We start from the raw sequence: 20856 nt of genomic DNA on the forward strand, positions 1-20856 counted from the left end.
ATGACAGGGCGCCTGCCGTGATGCAGCGCGCCGGCCGGCGGCCGGGCGCTGCGCTGGATCAGAAGTTCCAGGTCGCCATCAGCTGGGTGTAACGCGGCGCCTGCCAGCGGGTGCCGGTATTGAAGGTGTTCTCGCGTACCTGGCCGGGCTGGCTCTCATAGCGCTGGTGCACGTTGACCACGGTCTGGTTGTTGAACAGGTTGTACACCGACAGGCGCACGCTCAGGTCCACGCCCTCCACCGGCAACCGCCAGGTCACATTGGCGCCCATGGTCCAGGTCCAGGGCAGGCGCCCGAACGCGCCGCGCGGCGAGTACTCGAACTGGCGTTGGCTGTAGGGGCCCGAACAGTTGGCCACGCACAACCAGCCGGTGCCGCCGCCGCTGCCTTCGCTGGAGGTACTGCCACCGGCGACGGTGTCGTTGGGCCACATCACGCCGAAGGCGGTGATCGGGCCACCGGACTGCACCTGCAGGGTGGTGCCGAACGACCACTGTTCGTTCAGCGCATAGGCGGCGCGGAACTTGAACTGGTGGCGGAAGTCGTTGAACAGCACGCCGTAGCGCTGGTTGTTGGAAGGATGGTCCCAGTGCTGGACCATGCCGGTATCGCCGTAGTTGGTATCGGAGTTGACCGGGCCCTCGAAGTTGCCATCGCTGCGCGACCACAGGTAGGACGCATTGAACATCCACTTCTCGTCCCAGGCGCGGTCGATCTGCAGCTCCAGTGCCTTGTAGGTGCGCTTGGGCTTGGAGTAGCCGACCACCTCGCCGCTGCCGCCCTTGCGGTAGCCGCTGTTGGCGGTATCGATGGTGATCCAGCCTTCCTCGGCGCAGCCTATGCTGGAGTCGCCCCAGATAGTCAGGCTTTCGCCCGGGTTGGCGATCGGCCACAGCGTGCTCGGGGTCGGCCCGCACGGGGTGTAGTTGATGCGCATGTCATCCAGCGCGCGGGTCATGCTGCGGTAGGTCGCGTTGACGCCCCACGACCAGGCCTGGTTGAGCATGGACTGGAAGCCGAGGATGTACTCGTCCTGGTAGACCGCCTTGAGGTCCCGGTCCACGCTCTGGCGCAGATCGGCCGCCCCGGTATTCATGCGGGTGTCGACCGGACCGATCTGCTGGCCGATGACCGGCGCCATGTACGCCGCGCCGGTGATCGGATTGGCCTGCTGCTGCCAGCCATCGAGCACGTAGTAGGAGTATTCGTCGGTGAGGCCGCCGGCGAAGTTGACGTTGATGTTGTTGGTGACCGGCAGGTAGTAGCGGCCGGCATTGCCGAACAGCTTGGCACTGCCGTCGCCCTTCATGTCCCAGGAGAAACCGAAGCGCGGGGCGATCAGGTCGTCCATCTTGATGAAGGCATCGCCGTCGGCGGTGCGGTTCTCGAAGCGGTCCCAGCGCACGCCCAGGTTGAGCATCAGGTTGGGGGTGATGTTCCAGATGTCTTCCAGGTAGAAGGCATTGGCTTCGGTCTCGAAGGTGCCGCCGGAAACCCGGTTGCGCCCACGCAGCATCTCGGTGACGCCGGCCGGTACGTAGGCACCGGCGCCGTCCCAGACTTCATCGCCGGGGCGGGCGACATAGGCGGTGTAGCTGAGCTGGGTGGGCCCGGGGTAGCGGGTGGACTGCTGGGTGGTCATCAGCTCGCGGTCCACGCCGAAGCGCAGCAGGTGCTGGCCGAGTTGCCATTCGAAATCCAGCCGGGCCACTTCGCGGGTGTCATCGCGCTCGGCCACGGCCGCGCCGGTGGGATGGCAGCCCGGGCGCAGGCCGTTGAGCTTGTACAGCCGCGAGGCGTAGGTGCTGTCGGTGAACACCGGGCTGCAGGCTTCGTCCAGCGAGGAGCGGGTGAAGGCGCGCTGGTTGTTCTCGCCGACCATGGCGCGCGCGGTGAAGGTTTCGCCGAAGTGGCCGGTGTAGGCGGCCGACCAGTTCCTGCCACCGCTCTCGGTGACCGAATCGCCACCGTAGGCACCGATCTGGGCATCGTCCCAGTCGTAGTTGTAGGACGCGTTGGTGACCTCGCCCTCGTCGGAGAACGCCAGCAGGGCCAGGCTGTGGTTGTCGGTGATGTTCCAGTCCAGCTTGGCGCCCCAGAAACCGTTGTCGGCCTTGTTGTCGAACCAGGTCAGCGCATCGGAGGAGGTGTTGTGGCCCTTGTCGCTGCGGTCTTCGTACATCGCAAACAGAAACAGCTTGTCCTGCACCAGCGCGCCGGAACCCCACACGTTGGTCTTGAAGAAGGAGTTGTCGTCGCGGCTGGCATAGGAATGGGCGGTGCCGTCGCGGTGGAAATGGTCGCGCCCGCTGGAACGCCAGGCGCTGGGTTCGGCGGTGACTTCGATGCCGCCCTGCAGTTCGTTGCTGCCCGAGCGGGTCACCGCGTTGATCACCCCACCGGTGGAGCGGCCGAACTCCACCGAATAGCCGCCGGTCTTGACCTGGAACTCGTTGAAGAAGGCGAACGGTGCGCTGGAAAAGCCGCGCCGGGTATACATGTCGGTGACGTTCAGGCCGTTGATGAAGACCGCGTTCTCGGCCACCGACGAACCGGCGAAGGACAGCCCACCGAACGACGAATTGCCGCCGACCACGCCCGGAGCCAGCAGTGCCACCGCCGACAGGTCCTGGGCCACCGGCAGGCGCGAGATCTCCTGCCGGTTGACGTTGAACGAGGTCTCGGTCGAGTACACATCGACCCGGTTGATGACACGGGTGCCCACCACCTGAAGTGCATCCAGGTTGACCACCCCGCCGCCGCCGGCCAGGTTGACCGTGGTGGTGCCGCCGACCGCCACGCTGACCGCGACCGGTTCGCCGAGCGCCTGCCCGTCGCGGCTGAGCTGCAGGCGATAGTCGCCGATCGGCAGCTGGCCAAGGCGATAGCTGCCGTCGGCGTTGACCGTCACTGTGCGGGTCAGGCCGGTGCCGGTGCTGATCACGGTGACCTGGTCACCGGCCGTGGCCCGGCCGGCCACCGCGCCGCTGACATTCTGTGCCGAGGCCAGGGTGGGCAGCAGGCTGCCCAGACAGACACCCAGTGCGGCATACAGCGCCGCCCGCTTCATACGATGTGCATTCATTCCCTGCTCTCTCCTGCAGATATGGAATCGTGGATACCGCCGTTTACCGCGTGGCCGCCAGTGGCACGATGCGCGACTGGAAGTCGTAGTTCCATTGGTCGAAGTACAGGTTGCCGCCGGACCATTCGGCCTCGCCCCGCTGCGAATCCACCGTGTCCGAACGGTCGTGCCGCTTGGCCGGCACCAGCGGCTGGGCGTAGTCGTCGTTGAAGGCGATGCGGTAGGCATCCAGCCCGCCCAGGTAGAAATCGCGCAGCGCCGGCTGCGCGCTGTCCAGGCGGCCGGTGGTCACATCCATCGGCACCCAGCCGTACGGCGCCAGGTACACCGCGCCCCAGTCGTGCAGGTTGTTGTAGCCCACCGCATCATCGGAATAGACCATGCCCGACTGCCAGCGCGCCGGAATGCCGTTCAGGCGCAGCAGGGCCATCAGCAGCAGCGTCTGCTGGCCGCAGTCGGCATGGCCGGCGTGCAGCGCGTAATCGCTGATGTTGGAGATAGTGGAGTACTCGCGCGCGCCGCCCCAGGGAATCTGGTCCACCGCGTCGAACAGCTTGGCCACGATTCGGTAGGGGTGGGTTTCATTGCCCACCACGCGCTGCGAGAACGCGCGCAGCGCCGGGGTGAACTGAATGTGCGGGGCGCGCTCGGCCAGATAGGACTGCAGCGCCGGGTCGTTCGGGGTGGGCAGCACCTTGGCCGGGTCGATCGGGATGTGCCGCGCGTACACGGTGAGCTGGTAGCGGACCTGGAACTGGGTCGGCGTGCCGGCCACCGCCTTGCGCTCCAGGTAGGCGGTGCGCTGCAGGGTGGCGTCCGGGGCGATGCGTGCGCCGGCCGGGGTGCTGGCGATCCACCGGATATCCTGCTGCTGGCCGGGGATGGCGCGCGGGTACGGAATCCAGGCGCGGATGGTTTCACCGGCCGGTACCGCGTCGGCCTTGACCACCAGCGACTGGGTCACTTCGACCCGGCGCGGCGCCACGCTGCTGCCACCACTGGCGCGCGCGGCCGCGACGATTTCTTCGTGGTGCGGGCCAAGATGTTCGTAGGGGCCGTCCTTCGGCAGCGGGGCATCGGGCGCGCGCCGCGCGCGGGCCTGGGCGCTGACCCGGAACAGATTGGACGGGGCGCGCTTGAAGTAGCGGCGCTGGCCATCGATATCCAGGCGTTCGATCAGGCCGGCGGCATCCCAGCGCGCGAATTCGTCCTCGCGCAGGTCCGGAATCTGCCGGCGCAGCTGCGCCTTGGCCGCCTCGGCATCCAGGCTGAAGTCCAGCCGCATGCGCCGCATGCGCTCGCGCTGGAAGGCGTAATCGCGCCGCGCGGCGTCATCCAGCGTGGGGTCCTGCAATGCCACGGCGATCTGCGCGTCGGCGACGGCGAAGTCACCGCGGTCGATCTGCGCGACCAGCGCCGGCAACGGCGTGGCCGCAGCGGCGCACAGCGGCGCCAACGCCAGCAGCAGGCAGGCTGCGGCGCGCCGATGGGCGGTAGGCAAGGAACGTGGTTTGCGTGCAGCAGGATCCACGGCGACACTTCCCAAGGTGCGGGTGGTAATCGCTGTGTAACACGGGCCTGAGAGCCGGTCAATAATTTATTCTTGCTTTCGCTGAAAAAAGGAATAAATATTCCTGACGCTTCCCGAGGAGGGTGACCGCTTGATGATCCTGGCTTCCCCCCACCGCCGTGCGCGGTCCCCGTGGCTGGCACGTGCGCTGCTGGGCGCGCTGCTGGCCGCCACCATGGCAGGCAGCTGGGCACGGACGCCGCCGGCGCCTGGCAACGCCGATGTCGGCGGGGTGATCGGCCTGCGCGAGGCCTACCTGGACCCGGCGTTCTGGGCCGCGCGGCTGCCCGAGCCGGACCGGGTGATCCTCGACCGCGCCGGCATCGCCGCGCAGAACGCGCGGATGCGCGCCGAGGACCGCTCCATCCACGACCTGCGCGCCCTGCCCGCACAGCTGCCGCGTGCGCAGGTGCTGGCGCAGATCCAGGCGCTGTCGACATGGCCGGACAAGGCCACGTTCGGCCAGGACGGTGCGCCGATCGCCCCGGCGCAACGCAGCGCGGCCATCGCCAACCTTGCCCTCGGCGCCGTCCCCGCGCAGCGGCCATTGCAGTACGGCCTGGTCACCCACCGCGCCGCGCTGCGCACCTTCCCCACCGCGCTGCGGGTGTTCACCAGCCGCGGCGACACCGATATCGACCGCTTCCAGGAATCGGCACTGTTCCCCGGCGATGCGGTGGCGGTGCTGCATGAAAGCGCGGATGGGCAATGGTGGTTCATTACCAGCGAGCGCTATTCGGCCTGGATCGAGAAACGCTTCGTCGGCATCGGCGATGCCGCCACCGTGCTGGGCTATGGCCAGCGCGGGCCGTACCGGGTGATCACCGGCGCCACCGCGCACACCGCCTACACCCCCGAGCAACCGCGCGTGTCGCGGCTGCAACTGGACATGGGCGTGCGCCTGCCGGTGCTGGCCGACTGGCCGGTGGAGCAGACCGTCAACGGCCAGCAGGCGCACGCCGGCTACGTGCTGCAGCTGCCGGTACGCAACGACGACGGCAGCCTGGCGCTGGTCCCGGCGCTGCTGCCGCGTTCGCAGGACAGCGCGGCCGACTACCTGCCGTTGACCCCGCGCAACCTGCTCGCCCAGGCCTTCAAGTTCCTCGGCGAACGCTATGGCTGGGGCCACGACTACGACACCCGCGACTGCAGCGGCTTCGTCTCGGAGATCTACCGCAGCTTCGGCGTGCTGATGCCGCGCAATACCAGCGCGCAGGCGGTCAGCCCGGCACTGGACCGGATCGCCTTCGCGCCGGAAGACGGCAAGGCCCGGCGCGACAGCGCGGTCGGGCAACTGCAGGTCGGCGACCTGGTCTATATCCCCGGCCATGTGATGGTGGCCATCGGCCATCTGGACGGCCGCACCTGGCTGATCCACGACACCGCCGGCGGCAGCTGGTCCGGCGCCGGCGGCAAGCGCGTCCAGGCCCACCTCAACGGCGTGTCGGTGACCCCGCTGGAGCCGATGATGGCCAGCGACACCGTCAGCTACATCGACCGCATCACCAACATCCAGCGCATCCGGCCACAGACCCCTGAATGAAGATCACCGACATCGAACTCGGCATGCTGCGCGTGCCGCTGAAAACCCCGTTCAAGACCGCGCTGCGCACCGTGGACACCGTCGAGGACGTGGTGGTGCTGGTACGCACCGACAGCGGCCACACCGGTTACGGCGAGGCCGCGGCCACCGCGGTGATCACCGGCGACACCCACGGCTCGATCATCGAAGCCATCGACGGCTTCATCAAACCCCGCCTGATCGGCCAGGACGTGGCCAACCTCAACCACCTCTGCGCGCTGATCCAGGGCTCGCTGGAGCGCAATACCAGCGCCAAGGCGGCGGTGGAGATCGCCGTCTACGACCTGTGGGCGCAGCTGCACAACGCCCCGCTGTACCGCATGCTCGGCGGTGGCGACCCGGTGATCACCACCGACATCACCATCAGCGTGGACTACATCGACAAGATGGTGGCCGACTCGCTGTCGGCGATCGACCGCGGCTTCGAGTCGCTGAAGATCAAGGTGGGCAAGGACATCGGGCTGGACATCGAGCGGGTCAAGGCCATCCACGCCGCCGTACAGGGCCGCGCCCTGCTGCGCCTGGACGCCAACCAGGGCTGGACCGCCAAGCAGGCCGTGCATGCCATGCGCGCGCTGGAGGAAGCCGGGGTAGTGCTGGAACTGCTGGAGCAGCCGGTCAAGGCCGCCGACATCAGCGGCCTGAAGTACGTCACCGACCGGGTCAACACCCCGGTGATGGCCGATGAAAGCGTGTTCAACCCCGGCCAGGTGTTCGACCTGATCCAGCAGCGCGCCGCGGACATCATCAACATCAAGCTGATGAAGACCGGCGGGCTGTCCAACGCCATCCGCATCGCCGACATCGCCGCCATCTACGGGGTGCCGTGCATGATCGGCTGCATGATCGAATCGAGCATCAGCGTGGCCGCCGCCGTGCATCTGGCGGTGGCCAAGAGCGATGTGATCACCAAGGTGGACCTGGACGGCCCGTCGCTGGGGCAGTTCAACCCGGTCACCGGGGGCGTGAACTTCAACGAGTCGGAAATCACCATCAGCGATGCGCCGGGGCTGGGCATCACCGAGGTACGCGGGTTGGAGATGATCAAGCCGCAGCGGTGGTGAGCGTTGTATCTGCCTCGCCGGTCGCCTACGGTAGCGCCACGCCATGCGTGGCTGCCGTTCGCGCAATCCCACCTGCCGCAGCCACCGATGGGGTGGCTCTACCGGACCTGATGCCCCCCCCATGCCGCCCCTGGTGAAAATCCGCTCCGAGCGTGACCACATGTCGGCGATCGAACGCCGCATCGCCGACTTCATCCTCGACAACGCCCACCTGCTGCGCGACTACTCGTCCCAGCAACTGGCCAGCGCGCTGGGCATCAGCCAGTCCAGCGTGGTCAAGTTCAGCCAGAAGCTCGGCTTCAAGGGCTACCCGGACCTCAAGTATTCCATCGGCGAAGCGGTCGCCCGCGCCGGCAACGACCCCGCCACGCGCCCGCCCACTCCGGCCGCGACCGACGACTACGCCCAGACCGCCGAGCGGCTGCGCCTGAGCAAGGCCGCCGCCGAGGAAGAAACCCGCCTGGCCAACCCGCAGGCCGACGTCGAAGCCATCGTCCAACTCATCGACAGCGCGCCCAAACTGTTCGTCTACGGGCTCGGCGATGACGGCCTGTATGCCCGCGAATTCGCCATGCGCCTGTCCCTGCTGGGCATGCTCACCGTGCACCACGCCGACCCGATCCTGATGATGGCCAACCTCTCGGCGGCGCGCCCCGGGGATGCGATGCTGGTGTTCTCCGAGTTCGGCAAGCTGCCGCAGCTGTTCCAGCTCTCCCGCCAGTTCCAGGACATGGGCGGCAAGGTGGTGTCGATCACCCGGCACAGCGCCAACCCGCTGCGCGCCCATGCCGATGCCAGCCTGGTGCTGTGCGCGCACGACCCGGCGCCGCACGTGGCGCAACTGCTGTACCGTTCTTCATTGCAGTCCCTGCTGGACTTCGTGTTCGTGCTGCTGTGCCACGCCAACCCGGACCGCCACCGCCAGCTCGGGGTGAACCTGGAACGGATCGAACACCTGATCGATACCTGATTGCCGGAGTAAACGATGCTGCCGTCGCTGCGTACCGCCCTCGCTGTCACCGCATTCGCTGCCGCGCTGCCCGCCGCTGCGCTCACTCCCCTGCCACCGATGGCAATCAGCCAGCAGGCCATCGTGGTGGTCACCGACAGCTGGGATGCCACCCAGGGCCGGCTGCAGGCCTATGAGCGCAAGGGCAGCGACGGAGCCTGGCGCCCGCACGGCCCCGCCTTCACCGTAGCCGTTGGGCGCAACGGCAGTGCCTGGGGCATCGGCCGTGCGTCGCTGCGCAACCAGGGGCCACAGAAGAAGGAAGGCGACGGGCGCAGCCCCGCCGGTATCTTCGAGATCGGTCCGGCGTTCGGGTACGCACCAAAGATCGCCAGTGCCATGCCCTACCAGCCGATGACGGCCTCCCACTACTGCATGGATGTACCCGGTTCGCGCTACTACAACCGCATCGTCGATGCCCAGGATGTCGGCGCCGCCGCAGTGAAAGGCTCCACCGAACCGATGCGGCTGGACCTGCACAACAAGGGCGATGTGCGCTATCGCGAGGGCTTTGTGATCGAGCACAACAGCAGCCACACCCCTGGCGCCGGCAGCTGCATCTTCGCCCACCTCTGGCGCACGCCGGGCGAGGCCACTGCCGGCTGCACGGCCATGCAGCCCCGGCACATGAAGGCCCTGCTGGCCTGGCTGAAGCCGGATACGCGCCCGGCATTCGTCCTGCTGCCGAAGGACGAGTACGAGCACCTGCAGTTCGCATGGCAGTTGCCGGCCCTGACCGGAGCGAAGCGTTGAGCGCCCCGCCCGAACCGCAACTGGAACGCGCAGTCAGCCGCTGGCAGATCGTCGGGTTGTCGATCAACGATGTGATCGGCAGCGGCATCTACCTGCTGCCGGCGGCCACGGTCGCCCTGCTCGGGCCTTTCAGCCTGTGGGGCGTGGTCGCCGCCGGCTTCGTGGTGGCGCTGCTGGTGCTGTGCTACGCACAGGCGGCCAGCTACTTCGACGAGCCCGGCGGCAGTTACCTGTATGCGCGCGAGGCGTTCGGGCGGTTCGCCGGCTTCGAGATCGGCTGGATGATCTGGCTGACCCGGATCAGCTCGGCGGCCGCACTCAGCAATGCGCTGGCCGATGCGGTGGCGCGGTTCTGGCCATGGGCCGGGCACGACATCGGCCGGGTCGCGATCATCGTGGTATCGCTGGGCTTCCTTACCGCGGTGAACGTGGCCGGGGTGCGCTCGGCTGCACGCACCGGGGTGATCCTGGTGATCGGCAAGCTGCTGCCGCTGCTGCTGTTCGTGGCGATCGGCGCGTTCTACGTGGACCTGGACCTGGCCTTCTCCGGGGTGCGCCCGGACCCGCACGACCTGCAGCGCATGGGCGAGGCGGCCCTACTGCTGCTGTACGCCTACGCCGGCTTCGAGAACATTCCCGCCGCCGCCGGCGAGTACAAGAACCCGCGCCGCGATATTCCCTTCGCGCTGATCACCATGATCATCACCGTCACCGTGATCTACGGCGCGGTGCAGTTCATCGCGCAGGGCACGCTGGCCGGGTTGGCCAGCTCGCCCACGCCGCTGGCCGACGCGGCCGCCAGTTTCGGCGGGGTCGCCCTGGCGCTGATCCTCACCGTGGGCGCCACCATCTCCATCCTGGGCACCAACAGCAACACCATGATGATGGGCCCGCGCTTCCTGTTTGCGTTGGCCCGCGATGGCTACGGGCCGAAGATTCTGGCGCACGTGCATCCGCGCTTCCGCACGCCGGCGGCGGCGATCGTCACCCAGGGCCTGATCGCGCTGGCGCTGGCGCTGTCGGGCTCGTTCGTGCAGCTGGCGCTGCTGTCGATGACCACGCGCCTGTTCGCCTATATCGGCACCGCCGCGGCGGTGATCGTGCTGGCGCGTCGCTTCGCCAACCGGCCCGGTGCGCTGAAACTGCCGGGCGGGCCGGTGATTCCGGTACTGGCGCTGCTGCTGTGCCTGGCGTTGTTCGCCAGTGCCAGCTGGCAGAACATCGCCGCCGCCGGCATTGCCTTCGCGGTGGGCGCGGTGATCTACCTGCTGCCGCGCAAGGACCAAGTGCGCTGACCGGCGCGCGGGTGGATGGCACTTGATGTGTCATTCACCCGGTCGGCCCGCCACGTTAACCGGTGCCTGATTACGGTGAAGCCTCACCCCACCGGAGCCAGCACATGAGCCCTGACTACCAGATTCCCGGCCGGGTGCCGGAAGACGGCGTACCGCGCCAGGCGGTATCGGACTATTGGCGCGAGCGCTTCCCCAGCGAACCCTACTACGACAACAGCCAGTTCTTCGATGACTACGAGCCGGCCTACCAGCTGGGCCACAACTCTCGCGCCGCCGAGATGATCCGCGCCTATGAAGAGGTGGAAGCCGAGTTGCAGACCCGCTGGGCCAGCGAGCGCGGCAACAGCCGGCTGGAGTGGGAACAGGCACGCAATGCGGTGCGCCGCGGCTGGGAGGAATCCACCGCGCTGCGCCAGGCGCACCTGGACAAAGGCGTGCCGCGCGGTACCTGAGGCACCGCGCGGCCGGCGGCGCGCTTACTCGCCGCTGGGCAGCGGCGGGATTTCACGCTCATCGGCGCCCGCGGCCAACAGGTCGCGGGTGTTCTTCTGTACGGCCACCGCGCCGAACAGGCTCAGGGCGAAGGCCATGCCGTAGAAGCCCTTCTCGCTGAGCAGCAGGGTGGCGTTCCACAGGCCCACCAGCAGCAGCAACAGTGCGGCCAGCAGCGCAAACCAGCACAGCGCGTAGTACAGGCCGCTGACCGGGATGGCCTCGACCCGGTCGCGCACGCTCTTCTGCAGCGACACCGCGGCAAACAGCCCAAACAGCAGCAGGGTCAGGTAATAGCCCTTCTCGTTGAGCGCCATCTCGGCGTTGAACAGGCCGACCAGGTAGGCCACCGCGCCCAGCAGCAATGCCGTCCACGAGGCGGCGATGAAGGCGGGGGACGGTTTGTGCACCTGTTGCTTCATTGTTCAATCTCCAGTTGAGGGCGGCAGTCCATGCAGGCCGCGCGCAGGCGGCGGCGCCAACGTTAGCCGATCCGGGCAGGCGCGCCTACCGTGGGTGACGTAAGGTCCACACTGCCGCGGCGGGCATGGTGTAAAACTCATGGCTGGCCATCGCATCCCCACCCGGAGATATCCCATGACCCGCAAGCTGCTGCTCTCACTCGCCGTCACCCTTACCCTGCCCCTGTTCGCCACCGCCTGCGTGGCGGCCGACAAGGCCGCCGCCCCGGTGGTGAAGAAAGCCCAGTGGCCATTTGCCGCCACCGAGGCCGGAACCTTCAAGGAACCGTGGGCGATGAGCTTCCTGCCCGATGGCAGCCTGCTGGTCAGTGAAAAGGCCGGCGCCCTCCTGCATGTGGACCTGAAAACCGGCAAACGCGCCGCCATCGGCGGCCTGCCCAAGGTGGCCTATGGCGGCCAGGGCGGCTTTGGCGACGTGCTGCCGCACCCCGGCTTTGCGAAGAACCAGCTGCTGTACGTGAGCTACGCCGAAGCCGGCGAAGGCGATACCCGCGGCGCCGCCGTGGGCCGCGCCCGCCTGGTGCTGGCCGCCGATGGCAGCGGCACCCTGCAGGACTTCAAGGTCATCTGGCGGCAGAGCCCCAAGGTGGAAGGCGGCGGCCACTACGGCCACCGGCTGGCGTTCGGCCCGGACGGCAAGCTGTGGATCACCTCCAGCGAACGGCAGAAGTTCGACCCGGCCCAGGACATGGGCGGCAACCTGGGCAAGATCATCCGCCTCAACGACGACGGCAGCGTGCCGGCCGACAATCCGTTCGCCTCGCAGGGCGGCGTGGCCGCGCAGGTGTGGTCGCTGGGCCATCGCAATGCGCTGGGCATCGCCTTCGATGCGCGCGGCAAGCTGTGGGTGCACGAGATGGGCCCGGCCGGCGGCGATGAGCTGAACCTGATCGAGCGCGGCGCCAATTACGGCTACCCGGTGGTGTCCAACGGCAACCATTACGATGGCCGCGACATTCCCGACCATGCCACCCGCCCGGAATTCGCCGCGCCCAAGGTGAGCTGGACCCCGGTGATTTCCCCGGCCGGTTTCATCATCTACAACGGCACGCAGTTCCCGCAGTGGCAGGGCAGCGGCTTCATCGGCGGGCTGTCGTCCAAGGCGCTGGTACGGGTGGCCTTCGATGGCGACAGCGCGCGCGAAGCCGAACGCTTCGACATGGGCGAGCGCATCCGTGAAGTGGAACAGGGCCCGGATGGTGCGATCTGGCTGCTGGAAGACGGCAGCAACGGGCGGTTGTTGAAGCTCACTCCGAAGGGGTGATGGGTGCCGGGGCGTACCGACCAACGGTCGGTACCTACCGCATGCCGGCTGACGGTCGGTGCCGGCCGCGTACCGACCAACGGTCGGTACCTACCGGATTGATGGCCGCCTTGGCGGCGACCATCAATCCTGCACGGTGATGACCTTGACGTCCGAACGCGTGCAGGCCTTGTCCAGGCATTTGCCGCCGATCCAGACCTGGCCCTTGCCGATCATCGCCCCTTCCCAGTTCACGAACAGCCCGTCGAAGGTCTGCGCGGCGATCGCCTTGGCGATGTCCGGGGTGATGATCTGCTGGTATTCGCGCTTGAAGGTGGCCGCGTCGGTGACCTGACGCTTCTTGCCGCCCACGTGCACCAGCAGCGGGTAGCGCATCAGCGCGGCGACGGCGTCGACGTCCTTGGCGGCCACGCTGCGCTGCAGGTCGTTGAACACGGCCTGGTACGCGTCGGCGTCGCCGAGCAGGCTTTCAATGCGCTGGCGCGCATCGCCCTGGCCTTCTTCGGCCTGGGTATCGATGGCATCGGATGCGTCGGGGCTGCCGTTGACCGGTGCCGGCGGGGCGGCGTCGGGGGCCGGTTCGGCGCCGGCATTCACGGCATCGGGGGACAGCCCGGCCGTCGGCACGGCGTCGCCGGGGGTGGCGGTGGTGGCCGGCGGCGCGGTAGCCGGCGCGGCGTTCGAATCGGCTGGCGGGGGCGCCGGCTGCGAGCACGCCGCCAGCATCAGGGTGGGAAGCAGGATCCGGGTCAGGCGCATGTGCAGCTCCAGAGTTTCGCAGGGGCGACAGCGTAACCGCCCCGGCGTCACCCGGCGATGACGGCCGGGCCGGCGCCAAGCCGGCCCAACCACGCGGCCGCCCTGTCAGCCGGCCAGCAGCTCGAAGCTCACCGGCTCGCCGCTGGCCGAAGAAGCGCAGACCCACAGCTCGAACTGGCCCGGCTCGGCGCCGAACACGCCATCGCGGCCGGTGAAGCCCAGTGCATGGCGGTCCAGGTGGAACTGCACCTGGGTGCTTTCACCGGGCTGCAGCGCGACCTTGCGGAAATCCTTGAGCTCGCGCACCGGCCGCACGCGGCTGGCGACGCGGTCGTGGATATACAACTGCACCACTTCCTCGCCGGCCACCGCGCCGGTATTGGTCAGCGTGGTGGTGATGGACAAGGTGTCGTCCCAGCCCAGCGTGGCGCTGCTCAGCTGCGGCACGCCATAGCTGAAGGTGGTGTAGCCCAGGCCATGGCCGAACGGATACAGCGCCGCGTTCGGAATCTCGCGCCAGCGCGCCTTGAACTCGGACATGGTCGGCAGCTCCGGGCGGCCGGTGCGCGGGTGGTTGTAGAAGAACGGCTGCTGGCCGGATACCTGCGGGAAGCTCACCGGCAGGCGGCCGGAGGGGTTGTAATCGCCGAACAGCACATCAGCCACCGCCGGCCCGGTCTGGGTGCCCAGGTACCAGGTCACCGCGATCGCCTGCGCGTTGCGCACCGCGCCCTGCAGCGCCAGCGCGCGGCCATTGCGCAGCAGCACCACCAGCGGCTTGCCGGTCATCGCCACCGCTTCGGCCAGCGCCTGCTGTGCGGCCGGCAGGGTGATTTCCACCCGCGACTGCGCTTCGCCGCTGTAACGCTGCGGCTCGCCCAGCGCCAGCACCACCACGTCGGCGCGCAAGGCAGCCGCCACGGCCTGCTCGATGCCGTCCTGCAGCGGCGCTTCCAGCGCGCAGCCGGGCACGATTTCCAGCAGCGACCTGTCGCCGATCGCCGCCGTCACGCCATCCTCGAGGGTGACGTAGCGCGACTTGTCGCCAAACAGCGTCCAGCAGCCTTCGATGTTGTCGCGGTCCTGCACGAACGGGCCGATCAGCGCGATCTTCTGCCCGGTCTTGCGCAGCGGCAGTACCGCATCGTCGTTCTTGAGCAGCACGATCGAGCGCCGCGCCGCATCGCGCGACAGCGCATCGTGCGCGGCCAGGTACGAAGTGTCGGCTTCGCGGGCCAGGTCCAGCGAACGGTAGGGGTCCTCGAACAGGCCGATGGCCTCCTTCAGGCGCAGGATGCGGCGCACCGATTCGTCCAGGGTGGCCATCGGCACTTCGCCGCTTTCCACCAGGCCCGGCAGGTGTTCGGCATAGAAGCCGCTCTGCATGCTCAGGTCCAGCCCGGCGGTGAACGCCTTGGCGGTGGCATCGCGGTCGTCGGCGGCGTAGCCGTGCGCGACCAGTTCCATGTCGGCGGTGTAGTCGGAGATCACCACGCCGGGGAAGTTCCATTCACCGCGCAGGATGTCGGTGAGCAGTTCGGCATTGGCGCTGGCGGGCACGCCGTTGATGTCGTTGAAGGACGACATCACGGTCAGCGCGCCGGCTTCGAACGCCGCCTTGAACGGCGGCAGGTGCACATCGCGCAGGGTCTGCGGGGAGATGTCGACCATGTTGTATTCCATCCCGGCCATCACCGCACCGTAGGCGGCAAAGTGCTTGGGGGTGGCCAGCAGTGCATCGGCCGCACGCAGGTCCGGGCCCTGGAAGCCGCGCACGCGGGCGGCGGCGAACGCGCAGCCCAGCACCACGTCTTCACCGGCGCCCTCGGCGCCCCGGCCCCAACGCTGGTCGCGGGCGATGTCCACCGCCGGCGCATAGGTCCAGTGCAGGCCGGCGGCGGTGGCTTCCACCGCGGTGGCGCGCGCGGTGCGCTCGGCCAGGTCCGGCTCGAAGCTGGCGGCCTCGCCCAGCGGGATCGGGAACACGGTGCGCATGCCATGGATGACATCGGCGGCCAGGATCACCGGGATGCCCAGCCGGCTCTCTTCCAGGGCAACCTGCTGGATACGGCGGCCGGCTTCCACGCCGACGCCGTTGAACAGCGACCCCACCTTGCCCTCGCGGATCTGCTGCAGCACCTGGTCGGCATTGCTGACATTGGCCTCGGGGTTCACGTCCGGGGCGAACGGCCGGACCATGTCGGCGAACACACCCAGCTGGCCGACTTTTTCTTCGACGGTCATCTGGGCAATGAGGGTTTCGATGCGATCGGCGGCCACCGGCTGTCCTTATGAAAACGTTTACAAGGCCGAGATTCTAGCGTTCCCGGGCCCGTTGTGAATGGTTTTTGCGTTCATTTTTCTTCCCCGGGGGAAAGAACCCCGCCGCCACGAGCATGGCGGCGGGCGCAGGCGAGCTTACTCCGCGGCGGCCAGGCGTTGCCGTCCGGCCATCAACATCGCATCGCTGGAGGCCTGGAACACGCGCAGCCCGAACGCCGGCAGGATCGCCAGCAGGTGGTCGAACACATCGGACTGGATGCCCTCGTACTCGCCCCAGGCGGTGGTGCGGGTGAAACAGTAGACCTCCAGCGGCAGGCCCTGGGTGGTGGGCTCCAGCTGCCGTACCAGCAGGGTCATGCCGGTATGGATGCCCGGATGCTGCTGCAGGTAGCGCTCCACGTAGGCGCGGAAGGTGCCCAGGTTGGTGACCCGGCGCGCGTTGACCGGCGCGGCGCCCCTGGCCAGCAGGCCCTGGTTCCACTGCTGCAGTTCGGCCTGCTTGTCGCGCAGGTAATCGCCCAGCAGCGCGAACTGCTGCAGCTCGGCCAGCATCGCCGCATCGACGAAGCCGACGCTGTGCTGGTCCAGGTACAGCGCGCGCTTGATCCTGCGCCCACCGGCCTCCTGCATGCCGCGCCAGTTCTTGAACGACTCGGTGACCAGCTTCTTGGTCGGGATGGTGGTGATGGTCTTGTCGAAGTTCTGTACGGTGATGGTGTGCAGGGCGATGTCGATGACATCGCCGTCGGCGTTCTGGCTGGGCATTTCGATCCAGTCGCCCAGCCGCACCCGGCCATCGCCGCTGATCTGCACGCTGGCCACCAGCGACAGGATGGTGTCCTGGAAAACCAGCATCAGCACCGCAGTGGCCGCGCCCAGGCCGGTGACCAGGTAGCGCAGGTCCACGCCGGCCAGGGTGGCCACGATCAACAGCCCGGCAATGACGAAGATGACGATCTTGCCAACCTGCAGGTAGCCCTTGATCGGCTTGTTGCGCGCGTCCGGGCGGCGCTCGTAGATGTCGTTGGCGGCATCCAGCGCATGCGCGATCGCCAGCGCCACGGTCAGGATGGCCCAGGCCTGGCAGGCACCGATGACGGAGGCGACCAGCGCCGGCGGCAGGTCGGGCACGATGCCGATGCCTGCGGCGATGACCTGGCTGGGCACCACGTTGGACAGGCGCGAGACCACCCGCATCACGTTGCTGCCGCGCCCGCCATTGGCGCTGCCGCCGGGCAGGCGGTTGATCAGCCCGCGCAGGCCGCGCAGCAGGACCTTCTTGGTGATGAAGTTGGCCAGCCAGGCGGCCAGGCCCAGGGCGGCCAGCACCAGCAGGGTGTAGGCCCAGGGCCAAAGTTCCAGGGTGTTCTGCAGGCCGTCCAGCCAGCGGGTTGCCACAACTGCATCCAACATCGTGTATCGATCTCCGTTCAGGGGGTTGCCGGGCCGTGCCCGGCACTGCTGCGCTCGATGATCACCCCGACCGCGCGCGCGCCGCGCACGGCGCCGGGCTTGCTGAGTTTCAGGCGCAGCCATTGCACGTTGAACTCGGCCAGCACGATCTCGGCAATGCGTTCGGCCAGGGTTTCGACCAGGCCGAAGTCCGAGTCGCGCACGAACTGCTCGATGCGCTTGCTCACCGCCTTGTAGTTGAGGGTATCGGCGATGTCGTCGCTGGCCGCAGGCCGGCGGTTGTCGAAGCCCATTTCCAGGTCGAAGCGCAGGGTCTGGCGGATCCGCCGTTCCCAGTCGTAGATCCCGATCAGGGCATCGATCTCCAGCCCTTCGATGAATACCTTGTCCATAGGAATGCCACGTGGAAGATGGCGACCATGGTAACGGGACGCTCCGGAACGTGCCGGGAACCGCGCCCCCGGACCAGCGGGCGCCGTTTGTTCCAGCGCGTCGCCACGCGCCCCTGTGTCGCCGCGCAGCCCTCGGCATGCTTCGTTCTTTGCCGTCGCTGCGCCCGCGCCCTGGGCGTCGCTTCGCCGCCATCCACCGCGTCGTACGGTTGCGCTGCACGCTCACCGCCGGCTGGATGTCCGGCCATGAAGCGGTCACTCCGCTGCTGCGCGATTGCCCGATCCGGGCCCGGCCAGCATTACACCGCCGGCAGCGTAGCCATGTCCCAGCGCGGGGTGACCTGCACCTGCGGCGGGTTGTGCTGGCCGGCCTGCAGCCGCAGTGCGCCGGCGAAGGCGATCATCGCGCCGTTGTCGGTGCACAGCGCCGGGCGCGGGAAGCAGGCGCGGCCGCCGCGGCGGGCGGCCATCTGCTGCAGCTTGGCGCGCAGGCGCTTGTTGGCGCCCACCCCGCCGGCCACCACGATCACCTCGGTGCCGGCCGCATCCAGCGCGCGCTCGCACTTGATGGCCAGGGTGTCGACCACCGCATCTTCAAAGCCACGGGCGATGTCGGCGCGGGTCTGCTCGCTCTGGTCGCTGTCGCGCCAGGCCAGCAGCACCTGGGTCTTCAGCCCGGAGAAGCTGAAGTCCAGCCCCGGACGGTCGGTCATCGGGCGGGTGAACCGGTACTTGCCCGGGGTGCCGCGCTCGGCCAGCGCGGCCAGCTGCGGGCCGCCCGGATAAGGCAGGCCCATCAGCTTGGCGGTCTTGTCGAAGGCCTCGCCAGCCGCATCGTCCAGGGTCTGCCCGAGCAGGCGGTACTGGCCGATCCGGTCCACCGCCACCAGCTGGGTATGCCCGCCGGATACCAGCAGGGCCACGAACGGCGCCTGCGGCGGGTCGTCCTCCATCAGCGGGGCCAGCAGGTGGCCTTCCATATGGTGGACCCCCACCGCCGGCACCTCCAGCGCCCAGGCCAGCGAACGGGCCACGCCGGCGCCCACCAGCAGCGCCCCGACCAGGCCCGGGCCGGCGGTATAGGCCACCCCGTCGATGTCGGCCACGGTCATGCCGGCCTCGGCCAGGGTCTGCCGGATCAGCGGCAGCAGCTTGCGCACGTGATCGCGGCTGGCCAGTTCAGGCACCACCCCACCGTACTCGGCGTGAAGGGCGATCTGGCTATAGACCGCATGGGCGCGCAGCGCGGCAACGCCGGACAGGGCGGTGTCGTACACCGCCACGCCGGTCTCATCGCAGGAAGATTCGATACCAAGGACTCGCATAACGCGTATTATGGACCGCTTGAGGCCCGGCAGAGGTACCGCCAGCCCATCCGACACCACCCGTGGCCAAGAAGTTCGCCGGGGTGGGTTGCAACTTCTTTTGTCGCCGCTATAATGTGCGGCTCTCACCGGGCGTGACCCGGTTCTACTGTGTCCCGGAGATTCCATGCCCAGCGTTAAAGTCCGCGAGAACGAGCCCTTCGAGTTTGCGCTCCGTCGCTTCAAGCGCACCTGCGAAAAGGCCGGCGTGCTGGCCGAAACCCGCAAGCGCGAGTTCTACGAAAAGCCGACCCAGGAGCGCAAGCGCAAAGCTGCCGCTGCTGTGAAGCGTCAGCTGCGCCGCTCGTCGCGCGACGTTACCAAGCGTCAGCGCCTGTACTGAGTCGGACGCAACTTCGATGCGACAGGCTTCGGCCTGTCGTGGCGGAGCCGAAGCCGGAACGCGCGAGCGTTGCCGGCTTTTTGCGTTCCAGCCGACTGGCGTCCCAACCCGCCCTTTCCGACCGAATACGAGGTGTTCCATGAGCCTGAAGCTGCAGCTCACCGATGACATGAAGACCGCCATGAAGAGCGGCGAAAAGCACCGCCTGGGCGTGATCCGCTTGATGCTGGCCGCCATCAAGCAGCGCGAAGTGGACGAGCGCATCGAGCTGGACGACGCCGCAGTGCTGGCCGTGCTGGAAAAGATGGTCAAGCAGCGCAAGGATTCGGTCAGCCAGTTCGAAGCGGCCAACCGCGAAGACCTGGCGGTGATCGAGCGCGAGGAAATCCTGGTGATCGACCAGTACCTGCCGGCCAAGCTGGGCGAAGCGGAGATCGTGGCCGCCATCCAGGCCGCCATCGCCGAAACCGGCGCCACCAGCCCGGCCGACATCGGCAAGCTGATGGGCGCGCTCAAGCCCAAGCTCGCCGGCCAGGCCGACATGGGCCTGGTGTCCAAGCTGGTCAAGCAGCAGCTGGCCGGCTGATCGGGCCCAGGTAGCGACCGTTGGTCGCTACCTGCCCGGCCGGATGCCCGACGTGCCGGTGACGCCGATGTTCCGGCATGCACCGGCGCGCACACGCTTCACCGTTTCTTCGTCCACCGCCTGCTAGAAAAGGCCCATGGTCGAACCCACCGCCTCCCCCGCCGACGACCGCCTCGACGGCGTCCCCGCTCCCCTGCGCAAATACGCGCGGCGCCTGCAGCGCAGCCTGCCGGCGGCGGTGGGCAAGCGTTTCATCGACATCGACGTGCTCACCCAGGCCGCGTCGGTATCCTTCTATGCCCTGCTGTCGATGGCGCCATTGCTGGTGCTGCTGCTGTGGCTGACCGCCTCGCTGTACCCGCCGGCGCAACAAGCGCTGATCGGGCAGATCGGCGATGTGGCCGGCGCCAGCGCGGCCAGCGTGGCGCAGACCGTACTCAGCAATGCCAACACCCAGCCCGACATCGGTTCGCTGGCCGGGGTATGGAGCACGCTGCTGCTGTTCATCGGCGCCACGGCGGTGTTCGCCCAGCTGCAGAATGCGCTGAACCGCATCTTCCACACCGACGCCCAGCGCCTGGACGGCCTGGCCGCCTGGCTGCGCAAGCGGGTGTTCTCGTTCGGGGTGGTGCTGGCGCTGGGCTTTGTGCTGCTGCTGTCGATGACCGCCACCACCGCGCTGCAGGTCGCCTTCGCGCGGCTGCCCTCGGTGCTGCCGGCGATCGGCTACCTGACCACCCTGCTGCTGTACGCGGTGGCCTTCGCCTTCCTCTACCACTACCTGCCCGACCGCCGCGTGGCCTGGCGCCAGGCCTTCATCGGCGGGGCCATCACCTCGGCGCTGTTCGCGCTGGGCCGCTATGCGATCGGGCTGTATATCGCCACGGTGGCCCCGGGCAGCGCATATGGGTCGATGGGCGCGCTGGTGATCCTGCTGGTCTGGATCTACTACGCCACGGTGACCTTCTTCGTGGGCGCGCTGATGACCGCGGTGATCGATGAGCGCCAGCGTGCCCGGCTGCAGCTGGCCCGGGCCGGGCTGGCCCCCGACTCCGCCCCGGCGGGCACGCTCTAGTACACTCAGCACCGTTCCCGAGAATCCTTGGCCGCGCACGCACCA

At 68.2% G+C, this 20856-nt stretch carries 18 protein-coding genes; 10 read left to right on the top strand and 8 right to left on the bottom strand.

Annotated elements, in window-relative coordinates; all coding sequences use genetic code 11:
- Positions 1–58: 58 nt before the first annotated feature.
- Both IC535_RS15895 and IC535_RS15900 read right to left on the bottom strand, forming a co-directional pair.
- Positions 59–3085, bottom strand: a complete 3027-nt coding sequence (locus tag IC535_RS15895; RefSeq protein ID WP_228887366.1) for a TonB-dependent receptor — start codon at positions 3083–3085, stop codon at positions 59–61.
- 43 nt (positions 3086–3128) lie between these two features.
- Positions 3129–4547 (bottom strand): transglutaminase-like domain-containing protein, encoded by a 1419-nt coding sequence (locus tag IC535_RS15900; protein ID WP_429000404.1) that lies wholly within the window; start codon positions 4545–4547, stop codon positions 3129–3131.
- Positions 4548–4749: 202 nt separating this feature from the next.
- Here IC535_RS15900 and IC535_RS15905 point away from each other — a divergent pair, with 202 nt between their 5' ends.
- The 6 genes from IC535_RS15905 (at position 4750) to IC535_RS15930 (ending at position 10810) form a co-directional block, all read left to right on the top strand.
- The gene (locus tag IC535_RS15905) at positions 4750–6198 is read left to right on the top strand and encodes an SH3 domain-containing protein (RefSeq protein WP_228887364.1); all 1449 of its coding nucleotides are present in this window, start codon (positions 4750–4752) and stop codon (positions 6196–6198) included.
- Complete coding sequence (locus IC535_RS15910; RefSeq protein ID WP_228887363.1) at positions 6195–7301, top strand: dipeptide epimerase; 1107 nt, start codon at positions 6195–6197, stop codon at positions 7299–7301. The genes IC535_RS15905 and IC535_RS15910 overlap by 4 nt, the downstream gene beginning before the upstream one ends.
- Positions 7302–7422: 121 nt before the next feature.
- Entirely contained in the window at positions 7423–8271 is an 849-nt protein-coding gene (locus IC535_RS15915; RefSeq protein ID WP_228887362.1) for a MurR/RpiR family transcriptional regulator, read from the top strand.
- Positions 8272–8286: 15 nt separating this feature from the next.
- Positions 8287–9063, top strand: coding sequence for a L,D-transpeptidase family protein (locus tag IC535_RS15920; protein WP_228887361.1), 777 nt, complete (start codon positions 8287–8289; stop codon positions 9061–9063).
- Complete coding sequence (locus IC535_RS15925; RefSeq protein ID WP_228887360.1) at positions 9060–10358, top strand: APC family permease; 1299 nt, start codon at positions 9060–9062, stop codon at positions 10356–10358. The genes IC535_RS15920 and IC535_RS15925 overlap by 4 nt, the downstream gene beginning before the upstream one ends.
- Positions 10359–10462: 104 nt before the next feature.
- Entirely contained in the window at positions 10463–10810 is a 348-nt protein-coding gene (locus IC535_RS15930) for a hypothetical protein (RefSeq protein ID WP_228887359.1), read from the top strand.
- Between the two features lie 24 nt (positions 10811–10834).
- On the opposite strand, the gene yiaA is transcribed toward IC535_RS15930, so the two are convergent.
- Positions 10835–11272 carry an inner membrane protein YiaA gene (gene yiaA / locus IC535_RS15935; RefSeq protein ID WP_228887358.1) on the bottom strand — a complete coding sequence of 146 codons (438 nt, stop codon included), beginning with the start codon at positions 11270–11272 and terminating at the stop codon, positions 10835–10837.
- Between the two features lie 175 nt (positions 11273–11447).
- On the opposite strand from yiaA, the gene IC535_RS15940 reads away from it, so the two are divergent.
- On the top strand, positions 11448–12596 hold the full coding sequence (locus tag IC535_RS15940) for a PQQ-dependent sugar dehydrogenase (RefSeq protein ID WP_228887357.1): 1149 nt from the start codon (positions 11448–11450) through the stop codon (positions 12594–12596).
- A 123-nt stretch (positions 12597–12719) separates the two neighbouring features.
- On the opposite strand, the gene IC535_RS15945 is transcribed toward IC535_RS15940, so the two are convergent.
- The 5 genes from IC535_RS15945 to tsaD form a co-directional block, all read right to left on the bottom strand.
- Positions 12720–13355, bottom strand: a complete 636-nt coding sequence (locus tag IC535_RS15945) for a hypothetical protein (RefSeq protein WP_228887356.1) — start codon at positions 13353–13355, stop codon at positions 12720–12722.
- Between the two features lie 105 nt (positions 13356–13460).
- Positions 13461–15635, bottom strand: coding sequence for a beta-glucosidase BglX (gene bglX / locus IC535_RS15950; RefSeq protein ID WP_228887355.1), 2175 nt, complete (start codon positions 15633–15635; stop codon positions 13461–13463).
- A 138-nt stretch (positions 15636–15773) separates the two neighbouring features.
- Complete coding sequence (locus IC535_RS15955) at positions 15774–17051, bottom strand: mechanosensitive ion channel family protein (RefSeq protein ID WP_228887354.1); 1278 nt, start codon at positions 17049–17051, stop codon at positions 15774–15776.
- Between the two features lie 17 nt (positions 17052–17068).
- Positions 17069–17443 carry a dihydroneopterin aldolase gene (folB, locus tag IC535_RS15960; RefSeq protein ID WP_228887353.1) on the bottom strand — a complete coding sequence of 125 codons (375 nt, stop codon included), beginning with the start codon at positions 17441–17443 and terminating at the stop codon, positions 17069–17071.
- A gap of 299 nt (positions 17444–17742) precedes the next feature.
- A complete protein-coding gene (gene tsaD, locus IC535_RS15965) occupies positions 17743–18768 on the bottom strand; it encodes a tRNA (adenosine(37)-N6)-threonylcarbamoyltransferase complex transferase subunit TsaD (RefSeq protein WP_228887352.1) in 1026 nt (341 codons plus the stop codon).
- Between the two features lie 166 nt (positions 18769–18934).
- Here tsaD and rpsU point away from each other — a divergent pair, with 166 nt between their 5' ends.
- From rpsU to IC535_RS15980, 3 genes are all read left to right on the top strand, one after another.
- Positions 18935–19150 carry a 30S ribosomal protein S21 gene (rpsU, locus tag IC535_RS15970; protein ID WP_002808376.1) on the top strand — a complete coding sequence of 72 codons (216 nt, stop codon included), beginning with the start codon at positions 18935–18937 and terminating at the stop codon, positions 19148–19150.
- Positions 19151–19289: 139 nt separating this feature from the next.
- A complete protein-coding gene (locus IC535_RS15975) occupies positions 19290–19736 on the top strand; it encodes a GatB/YqeY domain-containing protein (RefSeq protein ID WP_228887351.1) in 447 nt (148 codons plus the stop codon).
- A 136-nt stretch (positions 19737–19872) separates the two neighbouring features.
- On the top strand, positions 19873–20811 hold the full coding sequence (locus tag IC535_RS15980; RefSeq protein WP_228887350.1) for a YihY/virulence factor BrkB family protein: 939 nt from the start codon (positions 19873–19875) through the stop codon (positions 20809–20811).
- Positions 20812–20856: the final 45 nt, after the last annotated feature.

Origin of the sequence: Stenotrophomonas rhizophila (assembly GCF_020857975.1) — a bacterium.
GTDB lineage: Bacteria > Pseudomonadota > Gammaproteobacteria > Xanthomonadales > Xanthomonadaceae > Stenotrophomonas > Stenotrophomonas rhizophila_C.

Coding starts and splice junctions, on each gene's coding strand:
- IC535_RS15895 (WP_228887366.1), bottom strand. CDS start 3,085: ATGAATGCACATCGTATGAAGCGGGCGGCGCTGTATGCCGCACTGGGT.
- IC535_RS15905 (WP_228887364.1), top strand. CDS start 4,750: ATGATCCTGGCTTCCCCCCACCGCCGTGCGCGGTCCCCGTGGCTGGCA.
- IC535_RS15910 (WP_228887363.1), top strand. CDS start 6,195: ATGAAGATCACCGACATCGAACTCGGCATGCTGCGCGTGCCGCTGAAA.
- IC535_RS15915 (WP_228887362.1), top strand. CDS start 7,423: ATGCCGCCCCTGGTGAAAATCCGCTCCGAGCGTGACCACATGTCGGCG.
- IC535_RS15920 (WP_228887361.1), top strand. CDS start 8,287: ATGCTGCCGTCGCTGCGTACCGCCCTCGCTGTCACCGCATTCGCTGCC.
- IC535_RS15930 (WP_228887359.1), top strand. CDS start 10,463: ATGAGCCCTGACTACCAGATTCCCGGCCGGGTGCCGGAAGACGGCGTA.
- yiaA (WP_228887358.1), bottom strand. CDS start 11,272: ATGAAGCAACAGGTGCACAAACCGTCCCCCGCCTTCATCGCCGCCTCG.
- IC535_RS15940 (WP_228887357.1), top strand. CDS start 11,448: ATGACCCGCAAGCTGCTGCTCTCACTCGCCGTCACCCTTACCCTGCCC.
- IC535_RS15945 (WP_228887356.1), bottom strand. CDS start 13,355: ATGCGCCTGACCCGGATCCTGCTTCCCACCCTGATGCTGGCGGCGTGC.
- IC535_RS15955 (WP_228887354.1), bottom strand. CDS start 17,051: ATGTTGGATGCAGTTGTGGCAACCCGCTGGCTGGACGGCCTGCAGAAC.
- folB (WP_228887353.1), bottom strand. CDS start 17,443: ATGGACAAGGTATTCATCGAAGGGCTGGAGATCGATGCCCTGATCGGG.
- tsaD (WP_228887352.1), bottom strand. CDS start 18,768: ATGCGAGTCCTTGGTATCGAATCTTCCTGCGATGAGACCGGCGTGGCG.
- rpsU (WP_002808376.1), top strand. CDS start 18,935: ATGCCCAGCGTTAAAGTCCGCGAGAACGAGCCCTTCGAGTTTGCGCTC.
- IC535_RS15975 (WP_228887351.1), top strand. CDS start 19,290: ATGAGCCTGAAGCTGCAGCTCACCGATGACATGAAGACCGCCATGAAG.
- IC535_RS15980 (WP_228887350.1), top strand. CDS start 19,873: ATGGTCGAACCCACCGCCTCCCCCGCCGACGACCGCCTCGACGGCGTC.